Below are 19276 nucleotides of genomic sequence, written 5' to 3'. Positions count from 1 at the left end.
CACGATCAAGCGCAATTACGCGAAAGGCCGCGCCCCTTGGGCCGCGGCCTGTAGTGATTAAATCCGCGCCTATCGCTTATTCAGAGGCGGCGGGTCCGTGCGAGGCCAGGAAGGCATAGATGTCTTCGCCGCCTTTTTTCAGCTTGAAGGACATTTTCGATTTCGCGCCGCTGTCGTCCAGATATTCGCGCAGGAAGGCACGGGGATCGTGGGTGAAGGCGACAAAGTTCTCTTCGGTCCAGACCAGGCCTGCTTCACCGGCGGCGGTCATGTCGCTACCGTATTTGAAACCTTCGTAGCTGCCTGCCGGACGACCAGCGACACCCCAGAGGTTCGGACCGGTCTTGCCGCCCTTGACGATGGTTTCGCCGCTGTCCGAGACGACCATGTGGCAGGATTTGCATTTCTTGAATCCCTTTTCGCCCTTGGCGGCATCGCCTTCGGCGAAGGCGGGGACGGCGAGAAGGCCAATTACGGCGGCGGACATCAGACGTTTCATATGCTTGCTCCAATTTGAGTTGGCTGTAGGGAATACGAGGTCTTTGGGGCGTATAGTCAATGGACGTTTTGACGCGCCGCCCCAAGTTCGCGTGATCTTGCTACTGCGACGGGGTGCCGGATGCCCCGCTCCAGCAGGGTAAAAGGTCGCCGTCGGCGGGCTCAGCGTTATAGATCGCACGGCCGATGGCCCGGCTGAGGCACAGCGCCGCAGCATGGCCGATCTGGCCCAGCTCGGCCTCGGGCGATGCCAGAGGGCGGGCGCCTGTGGTGGCGGCAAAGACCAGATCGCCATCGCCCGGCGCATGGGCGGGAACGGTGGCACGGCCAATGCCATCGTGGGCGGCGGTGGCCATGCGCTGGCACTGCGCCTTGGTCAGATCGGCGTCGGTGGCGACGATGGCAATGGTGGTATTGCCGCGCTCCTCGGGGATTGGTTCGGCCCCGGCCTGCGCCCGCATGGTCTGCATCTTGCGGCTGTTCAGCGCCTGGCCCAATCCGCCCCGTGGATCCGGACCAAGGCCGCCGAACTCGCCATCCACCTCAAACGGGGCGGCCCAGAAATGGCGATCCCCCGGTGTGGTCACGGCGCCCATCGGGTTGGCGGCGACAAGGGCGCCAACGGTGACCCCGCTGTCCAGCACGAAGGAGGCCGAGCCAAGCCCGCCCTTGACCATGGCGGTCAGTGCGCCGGTGCCTGCCCCGGCGGTGCCGATGGCAAACTCCTCACTTGCGGCCTCGAACGCGGCGCGGCCAAGGGCGCGATAGGGGTTGTCCTGCCAGTCCTTGTTGCCGCCGTTCAGCAGGTCAAAGATGATGGCGCCGGGCACCAGCGGGATCACCGCCGGTCCCAGCCGGAATCCCCGGCCCGCGACGCGCAGCGCATCCACCACGCCGGAACAGGCATCGAGGCCAAAGGCAGAGCCGCCCGACAGCACCAGCGCATCGATCTTGGCGACCGATTTGTCGGGCGCCAGAAGATCGGTTTCCCGCGTCCCCGGGGCCCCGCCCATGACGTGAACCGAGGCCGTCAGGCCGTCCTTGGCCGTCAGCACCGTGGTGCCTGATTTCAGGTCATCATCCGCTGCATTGCCGACCAGCAGGCCGGGCACGTCGGTGATCAGGTTGCGGGGTCCGGGACGCATGGGGGCTCTCCTGACGTGTCGTTTCCGAGTGGTGATTGCGCGGGGTCAGATGCAGCGACCGCCGTCCACTTCCATGGCGACACCGGTGACCATGCTGGCCTCGTCCGAGCACAGGAAACAGGCGGCATTACCCATGTCCTCGGGCGTGGAGAACCGGCCCAGCGGGATGGTCGACAGGAACTTGGCGCGCACCTCGGGGGTGTCCTCGCCCATGAAGGATTTCAGCAGCGGTGTTTCACCGGCCACCGGGTTGATCGCGTTGACGCGTACGCCGCTGGGCGCCAGCTCCACCGCCATGGTACGGGTCGCGGTGATCATCCAGCCCTTTGAGGCATTGTACCAGTTGAGGTTGGGGCGCGGCGACACGCCAGCCGTGGAGGCGACATTGAGGATGGCGCCGGTTTTGCGGCTCTTCATGTGCGGCACCAGGGCGCGGGCGGTCAGGTAGACCGATTTCATGTTCACGTTGAACACCCGGTCAAAATCTTCCTCTGACACCTCATCCAGTGGGGTTGGCAGGTGTGTTACACCGGCATTGTTGACCAGAATGTCCACCTGGCCAAAGGCGGTCAGCGCAGCCTCTGCCATGGTGTTGACCGATGCACCATTCGCAACGTCGACCGCCTGCGCGATGGCATGCGGGCCCAGATCCGCCGCCATGGCGGCTGCGGCATCCCCGTTGATGTCCGCAATCATCACCTTGGCCCCTTCGGCCAGAAACTTTTCTACAATGCCCGCGCCAAATCCCGAGGCACCACCCGTGACAATCGCTGTTTTTCCTGCAAGCCGCATATTCGTTATCTCCCAAATCTCGTTTTGATAGCTTTAACAGCGATTTGGGCAGGTGCAATGCGAGATCAGTCCGGGTCGATCTTGCCACGGCCGGCCTTGATCTGGCCGCGCTGTTTCTTGGCCTCCAGGCGGCGGCGCACCGAGCCGCGCGTCGGTTTGGTGGCAATCCGCCGTTTCGGGGCCACCAGCGCCTGGCGCACCAGATCAGCGAGCCTATCGCGCACGATATCGCGGTTGCGCTGCTGCGAGCGGGTTTCGTCGCAATGCAGGATAATGGCGCCTTCCTTGGTCCAGCGCCGCCCGGCCAGACGTTTCAGGCGCGCCTTGACCGCCGGTGTCAGCGAGGGCGAGCGCGCGGCTTCGAAGCGCAGTTCGACGGCGGTGGCCACCTTGTTCACGTTCTGCCCACCCGGCCCAGAGGCGCGGATGAAGCTTTCGGTGATTTCCCAGTCCTGCAGGGCGATATCGTTGTCGATCCGTATCATAACGGCCAAAGCCTACAGCGGCTTGCAGCAAGGTAAAAGGCGTCAAGGTAAAAGGGCCGCCCCTTGCGGGACGGCCCTTCGAAAGTTTTCAGGAGGTCGGGTCGGTTAGATCTGCATCTTGCAGGCCAGCCGATAGGACCACACAGCAAAGGGCTGCCTCAGCAGGCGGACCCTCCGGTTGTTCCAACACCTTGCTCCAATACCTTTCTTGACACTGGATCACCTCCTTTACATTTCTGTTTCCGTTACCAATGAGCGTTGCACGGAATTTCCGATCTGCCAAACAAAAATTGCGGCAATCGGGAAAAGGCGGCGAAGCGTGTCTGATTTCTTGGCAGGTGGCCCTTTTGGGCGATCCCTACAGGGTGGGGACCGCAGTGAGCCGTTTGACGATCAGCCGGAAGGGGATCAGCGCCAGCAGCGCCAGCGCCAGTTTCACCATCCAGTCTGCCAGGGCAAGCGAGACCCAGAGCGGCGCCACCGGACCGCTGCCCAGCAGCGGCAGCATTTCACCGGCCCAGGAGACGTCATTGGCCGGTTCGATCCAGCTGAGCGTGCCGGAAAAGGCCACGGAAAAGAAGAGCGCGGTATCGACGCTGGAGCCAACCAGGGTCGAGGCCAGCGGCGCACGCCACCATTTGCCACCCCGCAGGGCGGAAAAGACCGAGATATCCAGCAATTGTGCGGTGAGGAAGGCAAGGCCCGAGCCAATCGCGATGCGCAGGGTCACCAGCGGGCCGAATTCGCCCATGATCTGAGTGCCGATCAGGGAGCAGATCACCCCGACGACGAAACCGGCCAGAACCACCCGGCGCGCCGGACCCTTGCCGTAGACGCGGTTCATCACATCGGTGACGAGAAAGGCGACAGGATAGGTGAAGGCGCCCCAGGTCAGCCATTGGCCGAACAGGAATTGCACCAGGATGTTGGAGGCCACAACGACGGCGGCCATGGCAAGAATGCCGGGAAAATAGGAACGTGTCATGTAACTGGTCCGTTTTGACAAGGTAGCGGAGACTTGTGGAATGTACCCGGCGCAGGGCGATTGCGCTAAGTATCGGGCCAGTTAGTCCTTTTTGACGCTATTGGCAAGACAGGGGAGGCTCCCGCCCGCCGGTGAGACATCACAGATGTCCCCCCGCCCGTTGGGCCGGGCAGCGTGCAGGGCACGCTGCGGGCGCGTCCTGTCGCGCAGTGGCATGCGGCAGCAGCCGGGGTCAATCGGGTAGGCTGTATTCCACCAGTTCCGTGCGCTGCACTGACAGGAAGTTATCGTCAGAGACCATCGTTGCGCGCAAGATCCCCGCTGCGTCGCGCCAGATTGACACCCCTTCGAGATTATCGTGGGTGCCGAGCGCGGTCTGCAGCAGGGTGGTTTCGTTCTGCGGCCCGTCCTCGGTGATATCCCAGCGCCGCAGGCGGCTGCGGAAGCCGAAGAACAGGAAGTTCCGCTCCAGCAGGTAGAACCGCCCGTCGGGGCCGAAATCCGCCCCCACCGGCATGAACCTTCCACGCCGGGGCAGGCTGAAGGGCTGGCTCCATTCACTGCCGTCCCACTTCCAGACCGGCAGGTTTCCGTCCTTGTCCGGGGCGTTTTCCGGCAGGGTGTAAAGGTGACCGGCGCCGTCTATGGCCAGCGCCTCCAGCGCCTTGTTGGCGGGCATCTGCCGGAAAGCGTTGGGGCGGGGCAGGACCTCCGCCCGGCTGCCACCGCGCTGGTGATGCGCCACGCGCGACACCCCTTCGAAGGAGATATAAAGGCTGCCATCGGGGGCAACGGCCAGCCCTTCGCTGTCGACGATGCGCCCTTGCAGGATACGCCCGGTCGAGGCTCGCAGGCTGCGTCTTTTGGTGACGCGCGCCGAGGTGATCCTGCCCTCTGTACGATTGATCCGGGCCCTCACCAGATGCGCCCGGTCGCTGAGCAGGATCATGGAGCGGCCATCCTTGCCCATCTCAATGCCTGAAAAGCCGCCGAACCATGGTTTTTCGGGCTGCGCCGGGGGCGCCCAGGTATAGCTGCCGATCAGCCGCGCCTCAGCCGACACCCGCCCGGCGCGGGCGCCTGCGTAGGTCGCCACGGCCAGCGCAGCTGCAGCCATGAGGGCAAGGCTTAATCTGATTGCAGGACTGCGGCGCATTGCCGGGGCAGATCCTTCATCGTGTAGTCGCGGCGCGGCTTGGGCTTTGGCGCATTGGGATCGCGCGGCTTGGGCGGCGGCGGGTTCAGGATGTCATCGACCCATTTCTGCGCATCGGCGCAGCCATCGCCGCGCGGGGGCGGGTTCTGATCGACGCAGCCGCGTGCGCCGCGTGGACAGTTGAGCCGCACGTGGAAATGATAGTGATGGCCCCACCAGGGGCGGATCTTGCGCAACCAGCGCCGGTCGCCCTTGGCATCCTTGCACATCTGAACCTTGGCGCCGGGAAAGACAAAGATCCGCGCCACGCGTTTGTCGCTGGCGGCGGCCTTGAGGATCTCGTGATGCTGACGGGTCCAGTCACTGTTCACAAAGGCGCCCTTGGCCCGGCGCATGGAGATCGAGGAGACCTTTTCGCGCTGGGCGCGGCTGAGGTTCAGCCGGTCCGGCGGACGCATCCAGATGTCGATATCAAGGCCAATCTGGTGGCTGCGGTGGCCGGACAGCATCGGGCCGCCGCGCGGCTGACTGATGTCACCGATATAAAGCCCCTTCCAGCCCGGTTGCCGGGCCGCGAATGTGCTAAGGTCACGGATGAAATCAACCGTTTCGGGATGGCCCCAGTTGCGGTTGCGCGACAGGCGCATGGCCTGCCAGGTCGGGCCGGTTTCCGGCAGTTGCACGGCCCCCGCGACGCAGCCCTTGGCATAAGAGCCAAGCGGTGCAGGCCGTTGCTGGGATCCGACCGCCTTGGCGCCGAACAGTTGCTTGGCCGGGGTTTCCGCCGCAACTGGCCCAATCAGCCCGGCAATCGCGACAAGCGTTGCAAACAGCAGTCTCACGTCTGGTCTCCCTCGGCCTCAACCCATTTCAACAGAATCAAGCCTAGAACAAAAAGTCCGATGACGGGAGTGATACCAAGTCGGGCGCTGCCGGTGAGTGTGGTTGCAATGCCGATCAGCGCGGGCGCGAGGAAAGCGGTCGCGCGCCCGGAAAGCCCATAAAGTCCAAAGCTTTCCGTGGCTTTGGCGAGATCCGTGTGGCGCACCATCAGGCTGCGGCTGGCGGATTGCAGGATTCCGCCGAAACCGCCGATCAGAACGCCGCAGCCAAAAAATACGGCATCGGGCAGGGTGGAACCTTCGGATAGTGCGACGCCAAAGAACTGCTCCCGCGACATGGAGACCACGGTAATGCAGACCAGCGTCAGCACCAGAATGGCGACGATGATCACCGGCTTGGGGCCATGGCGTTTGTCCGCCTTGCCGCCCAGCCAACTGAACAGGGCCGCCGAGATCGCGGCGATGATACCGAAGATACCGATATTGGTGATCGACCAGTCCAGAACCAGGCTCGCATAGACACCGCCAAAGGCATAAAGCCCATTGAGCGCATCCCGGTAAAGCATCGAGGAGACGAGGTAACTGGTCAGGCTGGCGCGGTGGCGCAGCCCGGCCACCAGATTGATTACCATCCGAACCGCCCGGCCCATGCTGCCACGCTGACCAGTGGCGTGGTTGTCATGCACCCACAGGAAATAGGGAACCATGAAGACGGCGAACCAGATGGCGGTCACCGGGCCGACGGCGCGGGTCCCCTCTTTTGCTTCGGCATCAAGCCCCAGAATGGGATCAAACCCGATCAGCGTCTTGCCGTTGCCTTGCTCCACGAAGAGCAGCAGCATGATAAAGAGCGCGATCACCCCGCCAAGATAGCCAAAGGCGAAACCGGAGCCGGAGATGGCGCCGACCTCTTCCTTGCTGCCCATCGACGGCAATTGCGCGTTGACGAAGATCAGGGCGAATTCAGCGCCGATAAAGCCAAAGCCGAAGCTGATCAGCATCCACCACAGGTTGCTGCCTGCCGGATCCATGTACCAAAGTCCCCAGGCGCCGATCAGGTACATGATGGAAAACACCATGATCCAGGGCATCTTGCGCCCCGAAATATCCGCCAGTGCGCCCAGAAACGGCGCACCAAAGCCGATGAGCAGCCCGGTCACGGTCATGCCGATGGACCAGATGGTCTGTGCCTGCGCCTTGGCGGCTTCCTCGGCCAGCCCCTGGCCCAGAAAATGCTGCGCGGCAACGGCCGCAAAGAAGGGGCCAAAGACAAAGGTTACAAGCAGCGTGTGATAGGGCTGGCTGGCCCAATCAAAGAACCACCACCCCCAGATCCGCTTTTTCTGTGACACTTCAGCCATGTCGCCCATCCCCCCGACCTTTTGTTGTTGCCGATAAGACAGGTGCTGGCATTACGAAGCAAGCCCATCCTGCGTCTCTGCCATCGGTGGCCAGGGGCGTGTGGCATCAGCCTGACACCAGGCTGCGATCCACTCGGGCATTGTCGGGGTTTCGGCGTCCCCCTGACCGACGGCCGCCAGCACCTTTGCCGGGGGGACGATGCCCTTTGCATCCGTGACGGCGGTGCGCAGCATCACGTGGCTGGCGCATTCGCCGTTCTTTTTCCACATGGATTGCTCCAGATAGATGAACTTGTCGTCCCAGGCCACCGCGCGGCTGCGCATCTCGAAGCGTTCAAAGCCCCGGATACGGCGGCGGAAGCGCACCGAGGTGCCCGCCACGGTCATCCCCCAACGGTTCTGGCGCAGCGCGCCGATCAGCCCGACGCGCTGCGCCAGCATGGTGCGCCCCAGATCATAAAGCGTCATGGCACGGCCGTTGTTCAGCTCCAGCCAGATATCCAGATCCCAGGGCCAGCAGATATGGCTGGAGCGGTGCACGGCCGTGAGCGGCAGGGGGTTCATGCGACTGGCGACAAACAGATCTTTCAGCAGGCGGACGATGGGAAACATGGGTGGTCTTTCCTTTGCGATGTGCCCGTGTTGCCACCCATTTACCGCCCGTCAACCGCAACCTCGCGGAAGCCTTGCGCATCTGCACCCGGCTGCTTACCTGTTACGCTGGCTAACATAGGGGAATAGGATGTTATCGCTGTTTCAAATTCTGCTTTTGATCCTGGACATCGTCTGGTTCTTCATCATCGCGCATGTGATCATGAGCTGGCTGATCAATTTCCAGGTCTTGAACCTGAACCAGCAGTTCGTGGCGCAGATCTGGTATGGTCTCAACCGCATCCTTGAACCTCTTTACGCGCCGATCCGCCGCCTGCTGCCCAATATGCAGGGGATCGATTTGGCGCCGCTTCTGGTGCTGATCGCGGTCTATGCGCTGCGGATTATCATCCAGAACAACATGATGATGTTCTACTGATACGGTCTGGCCTGGCCGTGAGGCCGGGCAGCGCCCGTTCGGCGCGCCGTGTTCGCGGAATAGACCGGTGATTTAACTGGGCGGCCTCTTGCCGCCCGATTCCTCCTGTGGGATTGTGTGCCAAATCCGAGCAGACACTCCCTTGAGGCCCTTCCTTTGATGACGCAGACGACAGACCTGCCACAGGCGACCCCGCTGCTGCGCGATATCTTCGGTTTTGATGCCTTCCGCCCCGGCCAGGAAGAGATCGTCGATGCGGTGACCGCAGGCGAAAACGTTCTGGCCATCATGCCGACGGGTGGCGGTAAATCCCTGTGCTTCCAATTGCCTGCCCTGATGCGCGATGGGGTCACGGTGGTGATCTCGCCGCTGATCGCCCTGATGCGTGATCAGGTGCGCGCCTTGCAGGAAGCTGGGGTTGCCGCCGGTGCGCTCACCTCGGGCAATACCGAAGAAGAGACCGAGGCCGTCTGGGAGGCGATCGAGGCGGGGCGGCTGAAGCTTTTGTACATGGCGCCGGAACGGCTCGCTTCGGGGGCGGCGATGGGGATGCTGCGGCGTATCGGTGTTTCGTTGATCGCGGTGGATGAGGCGCATTGCGTCAGCCAGTGGGGCCATGATTTCCGTCCCGATTACCTGCGCATCGGCGAGCTGCGCCAGGCGCTGGGCGTGCCACTGGCGGCTTTTACCGCGACGGCGGATCAGGAAACCCAGGAAGAGATCGTTCAGAAGCTGTTCGATGGACAGGCGCCGCGCGCCTTCCTGCGCGGCTTTAACCGGCCCAATATCCATCTGGCCTTTGGCACCAAGGACAGCCCGCGCCGTCAGATCCTCGGCTTTGCTGCCGCCCGCAAGGGGCAGTCCGGCATCGTCTATTGCGGCACAAGGGCCAAGACCGAGGCGCTGGCCGCCGCGCTGCGCGAAGAGGGCCACGTGGCCTGTCACTACCACGGTGGCATGGAGGCCGAGGACCGGCGCATCGTGGAAACCCGCTTTGCCCGCGAGGACGGGTTGATCGTGGTGGCGACGGTGGCCTTTGGCATGGGCATCGACAAGCCCGACATCCGCTGGGTTGCCCATGCGGATCTGCCCAAAAGCATCGAGGCCTATTATCAGGAAATCGGCCGCGCGGGCCGCGATGGCGCGCCTGCGGAAACCCTGACCCTGTTCGGGCCCGAGGACATCCGCCTGCGCCGCAGCCAGATCGACGAAGGCATGGCGCCGCCGGAACGCCGCGCTGCGGATCATGCGCGGCTGAACGCCCTGCTGGGGCTGGCCGAGGCGCTGAAATGCCGCCGTCAAAACCTTCTGTCCTATTTCGGCGAAGCGGCAGAGCCCTGTGGCAACTGCGATCTTTGCGACAACCCGGTGGAGGTCTTTGACGGCACCACGGCGGTGCGCAAGGCGCTGTCGGCGATCCTGCGCACGCAGGAAACCTATGGCGCTGGGCATCTGATCGACATCCTGCGCGGGACCGAAACCGACCGGGTGCGGGCCAAACGCCATGATGAGCTGTCGGTCTTTGGCTGCGGCAAGGAATACGCCAAGGGCCAGTGGCAGGCGGTGTTCCGGCAGATGATGGGGCACGATCTGGTGCGCCCGGACCCCGAGCGCCACGGCGCGCTGCGTATGACCGATGCGGCCCTGCCGGTGCTGCGCGGCGAGGCCGGGATCGAGTTGCGCAAGGATACCATCAAGACCGCTGACAGGCGCCCGGCAGTGAAGGCGCTGGTCTCGGATGAGGACGCACCGCTCTTGTCGGCGCTGAAGGCAAAGCGCCGGGCGCTGGCCGAGGCGCAGAAGGTGCCTGCCTATGTGATTTTCCCGGATCGCACCCTGATCGAGATGGCCGAGCAGCGGCCCGAAACGCTGGATCAGATGGCACGCATCAGCGGCGTCGGCGCCAAAAAACTGGACCGATATGGCGATGAATTCCTGAGCGTGATCACCGGCGCAGTGGAACAGATGCACCCGCAGCGGCGCAAACTGGCGACACGGGACGGGGCGGGGTCTTTGTACGATGCATTGCTGGAGGCGCAGGGGCAGCTGGCGCGGGGGACCTGTGGCACGCTGAAACCGCTCAGTTGCTCGGCCTCGCTGTTGGCCAAGGTGGCCCAGATGCGCCCGGGCGATGAGGCGGGGCTGGAGCGGCTTCTGGGGGAGCGCCGCGCGGAACGTTTCGCGGCGGCGTTTCTGGACGTCTTGCGCGGCGCGGGCTAAGTCTGGCCCAGAACAGAGCGAGGATGACAGATGCTGGTAGTGGTTTCCCCTGCGAAAAAACTGGACTGGGAAGAGCGCGACATGGAAATGACCGCGCCTGCCTTTCAGGAGGACGCGGTGCGTCTCAACGCCGTGGCGCGGGAGCTGTCGGTGGCCGAGCTGATGAAGCTGATGCATATCAGCGAGGATCTGGCCAAGCTGAACTACGACCGCTTCCGTAGCTTTGAGGAAAAGCCAGCCACCGATAGCCTGCGCCCCGCCGCGCTGGCTTTTGCTGGCGATACCTATCAGGGGCTTGAGGCCGCCTCGCTCGATGCCGAGGAAATGGCCTGGGCCCAGGATCATTTCCGCATTCTGTCGGGGCTGTACGGGGTGCTGCGGCCGATGGACGGGATGCAGCCCTACCGGTTAGAGATGGGATCGCGGCTGAAAAACGAACGCGGCAAGAACCTTTATGAATACTGGGGCAGCCAGATCGCCGAAGCCCTGAACCGCCAGGCCGAAGAAACAGGCAGCGATATTCTGGTGAACTGCGCCAGCCAGGAGTATTTCGGCGCAGTGGATCTGAAAGCGCTGAAGCCGAAGGTGATCACGCCTGTCTTCATGGAGATGAAGAACGACACGCCAAAGGTCGTCAGCTTTTATGCCAAACGGGCTCGCGGCGCGATGGCGCGCTATATCATCCAGCACCGTTTGAACGATGCCGAGGCGCTGAAGGATTTCGACACCGGAGGTTACGTCTACAAACCGGAGCTGTCGGAGCCGGACAAGCCAGTGTTCCTGCGCGGCTGAGCTCCGCCCGCCCCATTTGTGCCGCCCCAGAGCCGTTCGCAGCTACAAGGTATCTGCACATGGCGCTGTCGTGGAGGTGGATCAGGCGGCTGGGCTTAGATCGATCGGCTGGGCATCCTGCGGGGCGTATTCACCGATACGTTCGAGGATCAGCGCCTTGCGCAGAGGTTTGGTCAGATAATGATCCAGGCCCGCCGCCAGGATGCCTTCGGAATCGCCAGCCATGGCATGCGCGGTCAGGGCGACGATGGGCACGTGACGGCCTGTTTCCTCTTCGATCTTGCGGATTTCCATGGTGGCCTGCTTGCCATCCATCACCGGCATGGAAATGTCCATAAAGATCAGATCCGGTTCGAAGTCCTGATAGGCCGCAACGGCCTCGACCCCGTTATTGGCAAAGCGCAGGTCGATATTGATATGTTTGACCATCTTGCGGAACACCAGCTGGTTGGTCTTGTTGTCCTCGGCTGCCAGAACCCGCATCTGCCGGGGGGCCGAGGCCAGATCTTCGGATTGGTCCAGAACAGCACCTTCACCGTCGGGGGACACCACCTTGGCGTTGTCGGCGGCATAGGCCTCTTCCAGGGTCAACTCCCCGGGGGCGGCACCCGGTTCCGCGTCCGGCGCTGCAGGCTGCGCTCCAGGCAGGGCGGCCGCGATCTCGTTTAGCTTTTCAAACAGCTCATCCCGCGGCGTGGGCTTTTGCAGAATATATAGCTTCAGCTCTTCTACGTCGGCGTCCTGCACCGTGTGCGGGTTGGAGCTGAGCAGTAGGAGGGGCACGTCGTTCCATTTGCCGTTGCGCAGATCACGGGCCAGTTGCACGCCGCCACCGCCAGGCAGGCCATGTTCACAGATCACCAGATCGATGTCCGCGGCCATCGCATCCATGGCGTCAGCGATGGTATGGGCGGTGGTCACATCGATGCCGCGCAGTTTCAGCTGGCGTTGCAGAATTTCGCAGTTGAGCTGCAGATCGTCGACCAGCAGGATCCGCTTCAGGCCGGGTGTCATCTCGGGAACCGAGGTATGCGCCCCTTGCGGAATCGGAAGCGGCAGGCGGAAACCGAAACAGGATCCCTGCCCCTCCTCGCTTTCGACCCAGATCTCGCCGCGCATCATGCCGATCAGGCGTTTGGAGATGGCAAGGCCCAGACCGGTGCCTTCGAATTTGCGGTTGCGCTCATCCTCGACCTGGTTGAACTCGCCAAAGATGTGCTCGATCTTCTCTGCAGGAATGCCGATGCCGGTGTCTTCGATGGTGACATGAATCCAGCACAGGTTCTCGTCCGGGTTGGTTACACCGGTGACCCGGAGGGTGACATGACCTTCCTTGGTGAACTTGAGCGCATTGCCGGCCAGGTTGGTCAGAACCTGACGAATACGGCCGGGATCGCCCACGAAACGGGTCGGCAGGAAGATGTCGTAATCCACCAGCATCGCCAGGCCTTTATCCCGGGCCGTGGGTTGCAGCAGCATGACCACCTCGTGGATGCTGCGCTCCAGGTCAAAGGCCTCGGGGTGCAGTGCCAACTTGTCCGCTTCGATCTTGGAGTAATCGAGCACGTCGTTGATGATGACCAACAGCGCTTCGCCTGAGTTCTTGATCGTATTGGCGTAAAGACGCTGCTCCTCGCTCAGCTCGGTGTCGCTGAGAAGTTCGGCCATGCCGATGACGCCATTCATCGGCGTGCGGATCTCGTGGGACATATTGGCGAGGAAGGCGGATTTGGCGCGGTTGGCGGATTCGGCGCGTTCGCGGGCGGCCCGCAGCTCTTCCTCGTAACGGACCGAGGAGGTGATATCCAGCGCAAGGCTGACCACATCGCCGCCCTGTCCGCGCTGATCGAACAGCCGCAGATAACGGTCGTCCCACATCCGGATCACGATGGGTTCTGGTTTCAGGGACATCCAGCGATCGGTCATCATCGAGCGCCAGTGATCCGGCTTGAGCTCTTCGGTATTGACCAGGCCTTCGTCTGTTAGGATCTGAAGGATCCGCACATAGGAGACTCCGGGGGTGATTTCCTCCAGCCCGTCAAAGATGTTCAGATAGGCAGTGTTGGCGCCGATCAGCTTGCTGTCGGAATCAAAGAAAGCAAAGCCGTCCTGAAAGGCCTGGATCGAATGCCACAGACGACGTTCGGCCTTTTCGATTTTTTCGTTGGCCATGCTGAGGTCGGATTTCACCTTGGCGTTTTCGTCGCGCACGTTGGCGACTTCGGCCTGGGTCACGCCGATCTGCCGGGTCAGAGCCAGCGCGTGACGCCCGAGTTTGCGATTCGCTGCGGTCAGCTCGGCCTGCTTCAGTTCAAGCAGCCGCTCTGCCGCCAGGCGTGCCCGGCGTTCCTCAGCGAGTTTCTCGGCAAGGTTCATCCCTGCTAGCTCCATCCTCAATTAAATGGCGTGTTTACTCCGAGCCTGAACTCGGGCGGCAAATTGGCCATGATTGGTGTTACGACGGGAAACCTTGCTATGGCGTTAAGTGCGTGCAAGCTTAACCTCAGTTCGGAGGGTGCCATGTTGGATCGGTTTCTTATTGTTTTGCTTTCATTTCTCGGTTTTCTTGCTGCGTCGGTGCAGGCGGGGCCGGATCCCGTTTTGCCACAGGTGCGGTACCAGTCCTTTGCGGATACTGACTATTACGGATCCGATCTGCAGGCCCTTTTCGATACGGATCTGAACGCCTGCCAAAGGGCCTGCAGCGCGCAGCAGGCCTGTGCCGGATTTTCTTATAACAAAAAGGCAAACGCCTGTTTTCCAAAGTCCGAAATGAAAGAGGCCACGCCCTACACCGGTGCGATTTCGGCGCTGAAACGCCCAATATCTGCGGCGCAGCAGGCGGTGGCCTCCCAACGGGCAGGGCGGCTGGATCGTCTGCACCCCGCCGATCTGCAGGCGGCATTGCGGCAGGCCCGGGAGATTGGTCTGCGCTACCCATCCCGCGGTGAAACCCTGGAGGATATGATCCGCGCCGGGCGCGGTCAGGCGCGGTCAGGCGGGGTGCAAAGCGCGCTTGGCTGGCTCAGCGCGGCAGTCGCTGTGAACGATGATCCGGCCCTGTGGACCGAGGTTTCCGCCCTGTGGCTGCGAATCGCAGACCAGAGCAAGCAGAACAAGAACGCCAAACGTCAGCAGGCGCTGGCTGCGGCCTTGAACGGATACCTGCGGGCCGAGGCTGCGCCTTCGCAGGCCGAGGCTTTGGTGACGGCCGGGCGGGCGCTGGAAAGTCTGGGGCGTGGCCGCGACATGATTTCGGTGCTGCGGCTGGCGCAGGATCTTGCGCCCCGTGCCGACACTGCGGCGCTGCTGGATGAGGCTATCGGAAAATATGGCTTCCGCGTCACCGACAGCACGGTAGAAAGCGACAGCGCCACGCCGCGTATCTGCGTGGAGTTCTCCGAAGATCTGGCTCGCAGCGGTGTGGATTATGGCGATTACGTCAAAGGGGCCGGGGCCGAACTGGCTGCCGAGGCAAATGGCCGCCAGCTTTGCCTTGATGGCGCCGAACATGGCGAGCGTTACCGAATCGCTTTGCGGCGCGGTCTGCCTGCGGCCAGTGGTGAGGTCCTGAGCAAAGAGGTCGAACTGACCCATTACGTGCGCGACCGCACCCCATCGGTCCGTTTCCCGGGCCGGGCCTATGTACTGGCGAAATCTGATCAGGTGGCGCTGCCGGTGGAGACCGTGAACCTGCGCGAAGTCGCGCTGCAACTGCGGCAGGTCAGCGACCGCAACCTGCTGCGCACCTTGCAGGAAGGTTATTTCGGCCGCCCGCTGTCCCATTGGCAGGATGAATACTTTGCCTCGGACATCGGGCAGGAGGTCTGGACCGGTACGGCCAGCGTTCAGGATGTGCTGAACCAGGATATGACCACCCGGATTCCGCTCGCTGATGTTCTAGCTGACCGACCGGTAGGGATTTATGCGCTGACGGCCCGTGTGCCCGGCGTCGACCCGTATGAGGACCCCGGCGCGACCCAATGGTTCGTGCTGACGGACTTGGGCCTCAGCACCATGTCCGGCGCGGACGGGCTGCATGTTCAGGTGCAGGGTCTCACCGACGCCAAGCCGCGTGCGGATGTCGAAGTGACGCTGATTTCAAATGCAAACGCGGTGCTGGCCACGGCGCGGACCGATGCCACTGGCTATGTCCGGTTTGATCCAGGCCTGTCGCGCGGGCGCGGCGCCGCTGCCCCGGCAATGGTCATGGCGCAGCAGGGGGAAGAAGATTTTTCCTTTCTATCTCTGAAGGATGCAGCGTTCGATCTGTCGGATCGCGGGGTCGAAGGTCGTCCCGCGCCGGGGCCGGTGGATGTCTTCCTGGCAACGGATCGCGGTGCCTACAGGGCCGGGGAGGTGATCCATGTCACCGCCCTGACGCGCGATAGTGGTGCCCGCGCCATTACCGACCTGCCGCTGACCGCAATCCTGCACCGTCCCGATGGGGTCGAGTACAGCCGTCAGGTATCAGACGGCGGACAGGCCGGGGGGCATGTGTTCAACTTACCGATCGGTCAGTCCGCGCCGCGCGGCACCTGGCGTCTGGACCTGAAAACGGATCCCAAGGCCCCTGCGCTGGCCACCCGGCAGCTCCTGGTTGAGGATTTCCTGCCCGAACGGATCGACTTCACACAGACTGTCGCGAATGCTGCGGCACTGGTGCCGGGCGAGGCGGCGCAGCTTGATATTTCGGCCCGCTATCTGTTTGGCGCGCCGGGGTCGGGGCTGACCATCGACGGCGATCTGCGGCTCAGCGCCAGCGACACGGTTGCGGCTTGGCCGGGGTATCGCTTTGGCCGCTATGATGCGCCCGGCAGCCCGCAGCGCTCTTACTTTGGCGGCGATAAAACGGATGCGGCGGGGCAGGCCTCGGTCGTGGTGTCGCTGCCAGCGGCGGCGACGATGGGCAAACCGATGCAGGCGACCATCGTGACCCGCGTCATGGATGGCGCCGCCCGCCCGGTCGAGCGCGAGCTGACCTTGCCGGTGCGGCCCGCAACCCCGGTGATCGGCATTCGTCCCCTGTTCGATGATGTGGTGGGCGAGGGCAGCGAAGCCGGGTTCGAGGTGATCGCCCTCAACCCTGACCTCACCCCCCTGCCGATGCAGGTGAAATGGACCCTGAACCGGGTCGAAACGCGCTATCAGTGGTATCAGCTTTACGGCAACTGGAACTGGGAGCCGACCACCCGCCGCACCCGCATCGCCACCGGCGAGACAACGCTGGGGCAGGAACCGGTGAACCTGTCCGAGCCGGTGGAGTGGGGCCGTTATGAGCTGGTCATCGAACGTCTGGATGGCACGCCGGTGACGGCGGCGCTTGATTTCTATGCAGGTTGGTATGCCCCGGCGGATAGCGCCGCGACCCCGGACCGGCTGGAACTGTCGCTGGATGCGGAAAGCTATCAGCCCGGCGATACTGCCCGTCTGCGTATCGTACCCCGGGCTGGGGGCACCGCGCTGATCTCGGTGGTGTCCAACCATCTGATTGACCGCATGGCCGTCGAAGTGCCCGCAGGCGAAAGCACGATCCCCCTCACGGTGACCGAAGCCTGGGGCAGCGGCGCCTATGTGACGGCAACCGTGCTGCAGCCCGTCACCGGCAAGGCCAGCCGGACACCGGCGCGGGCGCTGGGTCTGGCGCATGCCAGTGTGAGCCAGCCGGGGCAGGAGCTGTCGGTTGCTATCAATGTGCCTGAGGTCGCCCGTCCGCGCGGCACCGAAATGGCCCGGGTCCGGGTCGATGGGGCCGCAGCGGGGGAAGAGGTCTGGCTAACGGTTGCCGCTGTTGATCTCGGCATTCTCAACCTCACCGGTTTCAAAAGCCCCGATCCCTCTGCGCATTACCACGGCCAGCGGCGGCTGGGGATGGAGCTGCGCGATCTTTACGGGCGGCTGATTGATCCCGGAAATGGCGCGATGGGGCAGGTGCGTTCGGGCGGTGATGCGGATAACGGCAGGCGCATGCAATCGCCACCGCCGACGCAGGATCTGGTGGCGGTCTTCTCTGGCCCCTTGCAGCTGGACGCCAATGGCGAGGCGCTGTTCCCAATCGATCTGCCTGCCTTCAACGGCACCGTGCGGCTGATGGCAGTGGCCTGGTCAAAGCGCGCGGTCGGGCAGGCCGAGGCAGACATGCTGGTGCGCGATCCGGTGGTGGTGACCGCGACCGTGCCGCGTTTCCTTGCGCCGGGCGACAGCAGTCGCGCCCGGATCGAGATCGTGCATGCGGATGGACCGGCGGGCGAGATGGCCCTGTCGGCGCGTGCCATCGGCACGGAGCTGGCGCTTGGCCCCCTGCCGGGCGCGGTGACGCTGGCCGAGCAGGGCAAGGCGGTGCTTGAATTGCCGCTGACGGCGCAGGCGGTGGGCGATCCCGAGATCGAGCTGACCCTGACGACGCCCGCTGGGCTGCCATTGGTGCAGCGGCTACGAATGCCGGTGCGGGCCAATGATCCCGTCGTGGCGCAGACCCGACGCTTCCGGCTATCGGGCGGCGACAGTTTCCAGTTCAGCGCCGATGTCTTTGCCGGACTGCGGCCCGGCTCGGCGCGGGCGGTGCTTTCTGCCGGACCTTTGGCCAAGTTCGACGTGCCAGGTCTTCTGGCGCAGCTGGATCGCTACCCCTATGGCTGCACCGAGCAGGTGACCTCGACGGCGATGCCGCTGCTCTATCTCTCTTCGGTGGCCGAGGCGGCGGGTCTGGGCAATGGACCGGCTGTGAAGGCGCGCATTGATGCGGCGATCCGCAAGGTGCTGACGCGGCAGGCCAGCAACGGGGCCTTTGGCCTGTGGCGCGCCGAAAGCGGTGATTTCTGGCTTGATGCCTATGCCAGCGATTTCCTGTCGCGCGCCCGGGCGCAGGGCTATGCGGTGCCCGATCAGGCCTTTGCCCAGGCGATGGACAACCTGCGCAACCGGATCAACTACGCCCCCGATTTCGACAATGGAGGCGAGGACATTGCCTATGCGCTGATGGTGCTGGCCCGCGAAGGGGCCGCCGCTATGGGCGATCTGCGCTACTATGCGGATGTGAAGGCAGGCGATTTCGCCACCCCGCTGGCGGCGGCGCAGCTGGGCGCAGCGCTGGCGGCCTATGGCGATCAACCCCGCGCCGACCGCATGTTCGGGCGGGCGGCGCAGATGCTGGGCCGCAGCGGCGCAGAAACCCCGGTCTGGCGGGTCGACTACGGCACCCATCGCCGTGATGCCGCCGCGGTCCTGGCGCTGGCAAGTGAGGCCGGAAGCGCAGCGGTCAGTCAGGAATACCTGATGGCCCGGGTGACCGAGGATGGCAGCCGAATGTCCACGCAGGAGGCCGCATGGACCCTGCTGGCGGCGCAGGCGCTGGTCTCCAGCCCCGAAGACAGCGGTCTGCTGGTCAACGGTCAAAGCGTTGCCGGGCCTTTTGTCGAGGTGCTGGATGGCAGCGCGGCAGGCATGGGGAAATCCATTTCAGCAGCTTCGGGACGCAGCACCGAGATCACCCTGACAACCCTTGGCGTGCCCGTAGTCGCTCCCGAGGCGGGCGGCTATGGCTACACGCTGAACCGCAGCTATTACACGCTGGAGGGCGAACCGATCGCGGAGCTGAGCTTTGAAACCGGGGCGCGTTTCGTGACCGTGCTGAGCGTGGTGCCGCATGAAGGCACCGGTGCCCGGCTGATGGTGGATGATCCGCTTCCGGCGGGGTTTGAGATCGACAATCCGAACCTGTTGCGCTCGGGCGATCTGCGCGATCTCGATTGGCTGAAGCTGGATCAGGCAACCCATGCAGAGTTCCGCTCTGACCGCTTCTTGGCAGCGGTAGATATCGGCGGCACCGAAACCGTGAAGCTGGCCTATGTCACGCGGGCTGTGACGCCGGGCAGCTTCCATCACCCGGCAGCCTCGGTCGAGGATATGTATCGTCCGGCCTACCGCGCCCGCACCGCCGCAGGCCGCGTGCAGGTCCGGTGACCGGCGGC

General features: G+C 63.6%; 14 protein-coding genes. 4 read left to right on the top strand and 10 right to left on the bottom strand.

The features are described 5' to 3' along the window. Nucleotides 1–76 precede the first annotated feature (76 nt). From AC5SSZ_RS20540 to AC5SSZ_RS20500, 9 genes are all read right to left on the bottom strand, one after another. Nucleotides 77–499, bottom strand: coding sequence for a c-type cytochrome (locus tag AC5SSZ_RS20540; protein WP_274829449.1), 423 nt, complete (start codon nt 497–499; stop codon nt 77–79). Between the two features lie 100 nt (nt 500–599). Further along, complete coding sequence (locus AC5SSZ_RS20535; protein WP_495439806.1) at nt 600–1643, bottom strand: P1 family peptidase; 1044 nt, start codon at nt 1641–1643, stop codon at nt 600–602. A 45-nt stretch (nt 1644–1688) separates the two neighbouring features. Then, entirely contained in the window at nt 1689–2435 is a 747-nt protein-coding gene (locus AC5SSZ_RS20530) for an SDR family oxidoreductase (RefSeq protein WP_495439804.1), read from the bottom strand. Between the two features lie 65 nt (nt 2436–2500). Continuing rightward, entirely contained in the window at nt 2501–2920 is a 420-nt protein-coding gene (gene arfB / locus AC5SSZ_RS20525) for an alternative ribosome rescue aminoacyl-tRNA hydrolase ArfB (protein ID WP_065272226.1), read from the bottom strand. 358 nt (nt 2921–3278) lie between these two features. Beyond that, nucleotides 3279–3905: a queuosine precursor transporter gene (locus AC5SSZ_RS20520; RefSeq protein WP_065272227.1), complete on the bottom strand. Its 627-nt coding sequence runs from the start codon at nt 3903–3905 to the stop codon at nt 3279–3281. Nucleotides 3906–4137: 232 nt separating this feature from the next. Further along, complete coding sequence (locus AC5SSZ_RS20515) at nt 4138–5061, bottom strand: esterase-like activity of phytase family protein (protein ID WP_495439801.1); 924 nt, start codon at nt 5059–5061, stop codon at nt 4138–4140. Then, on the bottom strand, nt 5034–5894 hold the full coding sequence (mepA, locus tag AC5SSZ_RS20510; protein WP_274831758.1) for a penicillin-insensitive murein endopeptidase: 861 nt from the start codon (nt 5892–5894) through the stop codon (nt 5034–5036). The genes AC5SSZ_RS20515 and mepA overlap by 28 nt, the downstream gene beginning before the upstream one ends. A 5-nt stretch (nt 5895–5899) precedes the next feature. Continuing rightward, complete coding sequence (locus AC5SSZ_RS20505; RefSeq protein ID WP_495439799.1) at nt 5900–7264, bottom strand: MFS transporter; 1365 nt, start codon at nt 7262–7264, stop codon at nt 5900–5902. 51 nt (nt 7265–7315) lie between these two features. Next, nucleotides 7316–7876 (bottom strand): acyl-CoA thioesterase, encoded by a 561-nt coding sequence (locus tag AC5SSZ_RS20500; RefSeq protein ID WP_274835420.1) that lies wholly within the window; start codon nt 7874–7876, stop codon nt 7316–7318. Nucleotides 7877–8006: 130 nt separating this feature from the next. Between AC5SSZ_RS20500 and AC5SSZ_RS20495 the strand changes: the two genes are divergently transcribed. The 3 genes from AC5SSZ_RS20495 (at nt 8007) to yaaA (ending at nt 11306) form a co-directional block, all read left to right on the top strand. Then, the gene (locus AC5SSZ_RS20495) at nt 8007–8294 is read left to right on the top strand and encodes a YggT family protein (protein WP_065272230.1); all 288 of its coding nucleotides are present in this window, start codon (nt 8007–8009) and stop codon (nt 8292–8294) included. Between the two features lie 159 nt (nt 8295–8453). After that, nucleotides 8454–10514 carry a DNA helicase RecQ gene (recQ, locus tag AC5SSZ_RS20490; protein ID WP_495439798.1) on the top strand — a complete coding sequence of 687 codons (2061 nt, stop codon included), beginning with the start codon at nt 8454–8456 and terminating at the stop codon, nt 10512–10514. Between the two features lie 30 nt (nt 10515–10544). Then, complete coding sequence (gene yaaA / locus AC5SSZ_RS20485; RefSeq protein ID WP_274831616.1) at nt 10545–11306, top strand: peroxide stress protein YaaA; 762 nt, start codon at nt 10545–10547, stop codon at nt 11304–11306. A gap of 81 nt (nt 11307–11387) precedes the next feature. Here yaaA and AC5SSZ_RS20480 read toward each other — a convergent pair whose 3' ends face one another. Next, on the bottom strand, nt 11388–13682 hold the full coding sequence (locus AC5SSZ_RS20480; protein ID WP_065272233.1) for a response regulator: 2295 nt from the start codon (nt 13680–13682) through the stop codon (nt 11388–11390). Nucleotides 13683–13826: 144 nt separating this feature from the next. Between AC5SSZ_RS20480 and AC5SSZ_RS20475 the strand changes: the two genes are divergently transcribed. Next, nucleotides 13827–19268, top strand: coding sequence for an alpha-2-macroglobulin family protein (locus AC5SSZ_RS20475; RefSeq protein ID WP_495439797.1), 5442 nt, complete (start codon nt 13827–13829; stop codon nt 19266–19268). Nucleotides 19269–19276 lie beyond the last annotated feature (8 nt).

It is taken from the genome of Phaeobacter sp. CC-HEC084 (assembly GCF_059429255.1).
Note: the sequence above shows the minus strand (reverse complement) of the source record. Positions and strands in the feature narration are given on the sequence as shown.

Coding starts and splice junctions, on each gene's coding strand:
- AC5SSZ_RS20500 (WP_274835420.1), bottom strand. CDS start 7,876: ATGTTTCCCATCGTCCGCCTGCTGAAAGATCTGTTTGTCGCCAGTCGC.
- arfB (WP_065272226.1), bottom strand. CDS start 2,920: ATGATACGGATCGACAACGATATCGCCCTGCAGGACTGGGAAATCACC.
- recQ (WP_495439798.1), top strand. CDS start 8,454: ATGACGCAGACGACAGACCTGCCACAGGCGACCCCGCTGCTGCGCGAT.
- AC5SSZ_RS20520 (WP_065272227.1), bottom strand. CDS start 3,905: ATGACACGTTCCTATTTTCCCGGCATTCTTGCCATGGCCGCCGTCGTT.
- AC5SSZ_RS20495 (WP_065272230.1), top strand. CDS start 8,007: ATGTTATCGCTGTTTCAAATTCTGCTTTTGATCCTGGACATCGTCTGG.
- AC5SSZ_RS20535 (WP_495439806.1), bottom strand. CDS start 1,643: ATGCGTCCCGGACCCCGCAACCTGATCACCGACGTGCCCGGCCTGCTG.
- AC5SSZ_RS20480 (WP_065272233.1), bottom strand. CDS start 13,682: ATGAACCTTGCCGAGAAACTCGCTGAGGAACGCCGGGCACGCCTGGCG.
- AC5SSZ_RS20505 (WP_495439799.1), bottom strand. CDS start 7,264: ATGGCTGAAGTGTCACAGAAAAAGCGGATCTGGGGGTGGTGGTTCTTT.
- AC5SSZ_RS20530 (WP_495439804.1), bottom strand. CDS start 2,435: ATGCGGCTTGCAGGAAAAACAGCGATTGTCACGGGTGGTGCCTCGGGA.
- AC5SSZ_RS20515 (WP_495439801.1), bottom strand. CDS start 5,061: ATGCGCCGCAGTCCTGCAATCAGATTAAGCCTTGCCCTCATGGCTGCA.
- yaaA (WP_274831616.1), top strand. CDS start 10,545: ATGCTGGTAGTGGTTTCCCCTGCGAAAAAACTGGACTGGGAAGAGCGC.
- AC5SSZ_RS20540 (WP_274829449.1), bottom strand. CDS start 499: ATGAAACGTCTGATGTCCGCCGCCGTAATTGGCCTTCTCGCCGTCCCC.
- AC5SSZ_RS20475 (WP_495439797.1), top strand. CDS start 13,827: ATGTTGGATCGGTTTCTTATTGTTTTGCTTTCATTTCTCGGTTTTCTT.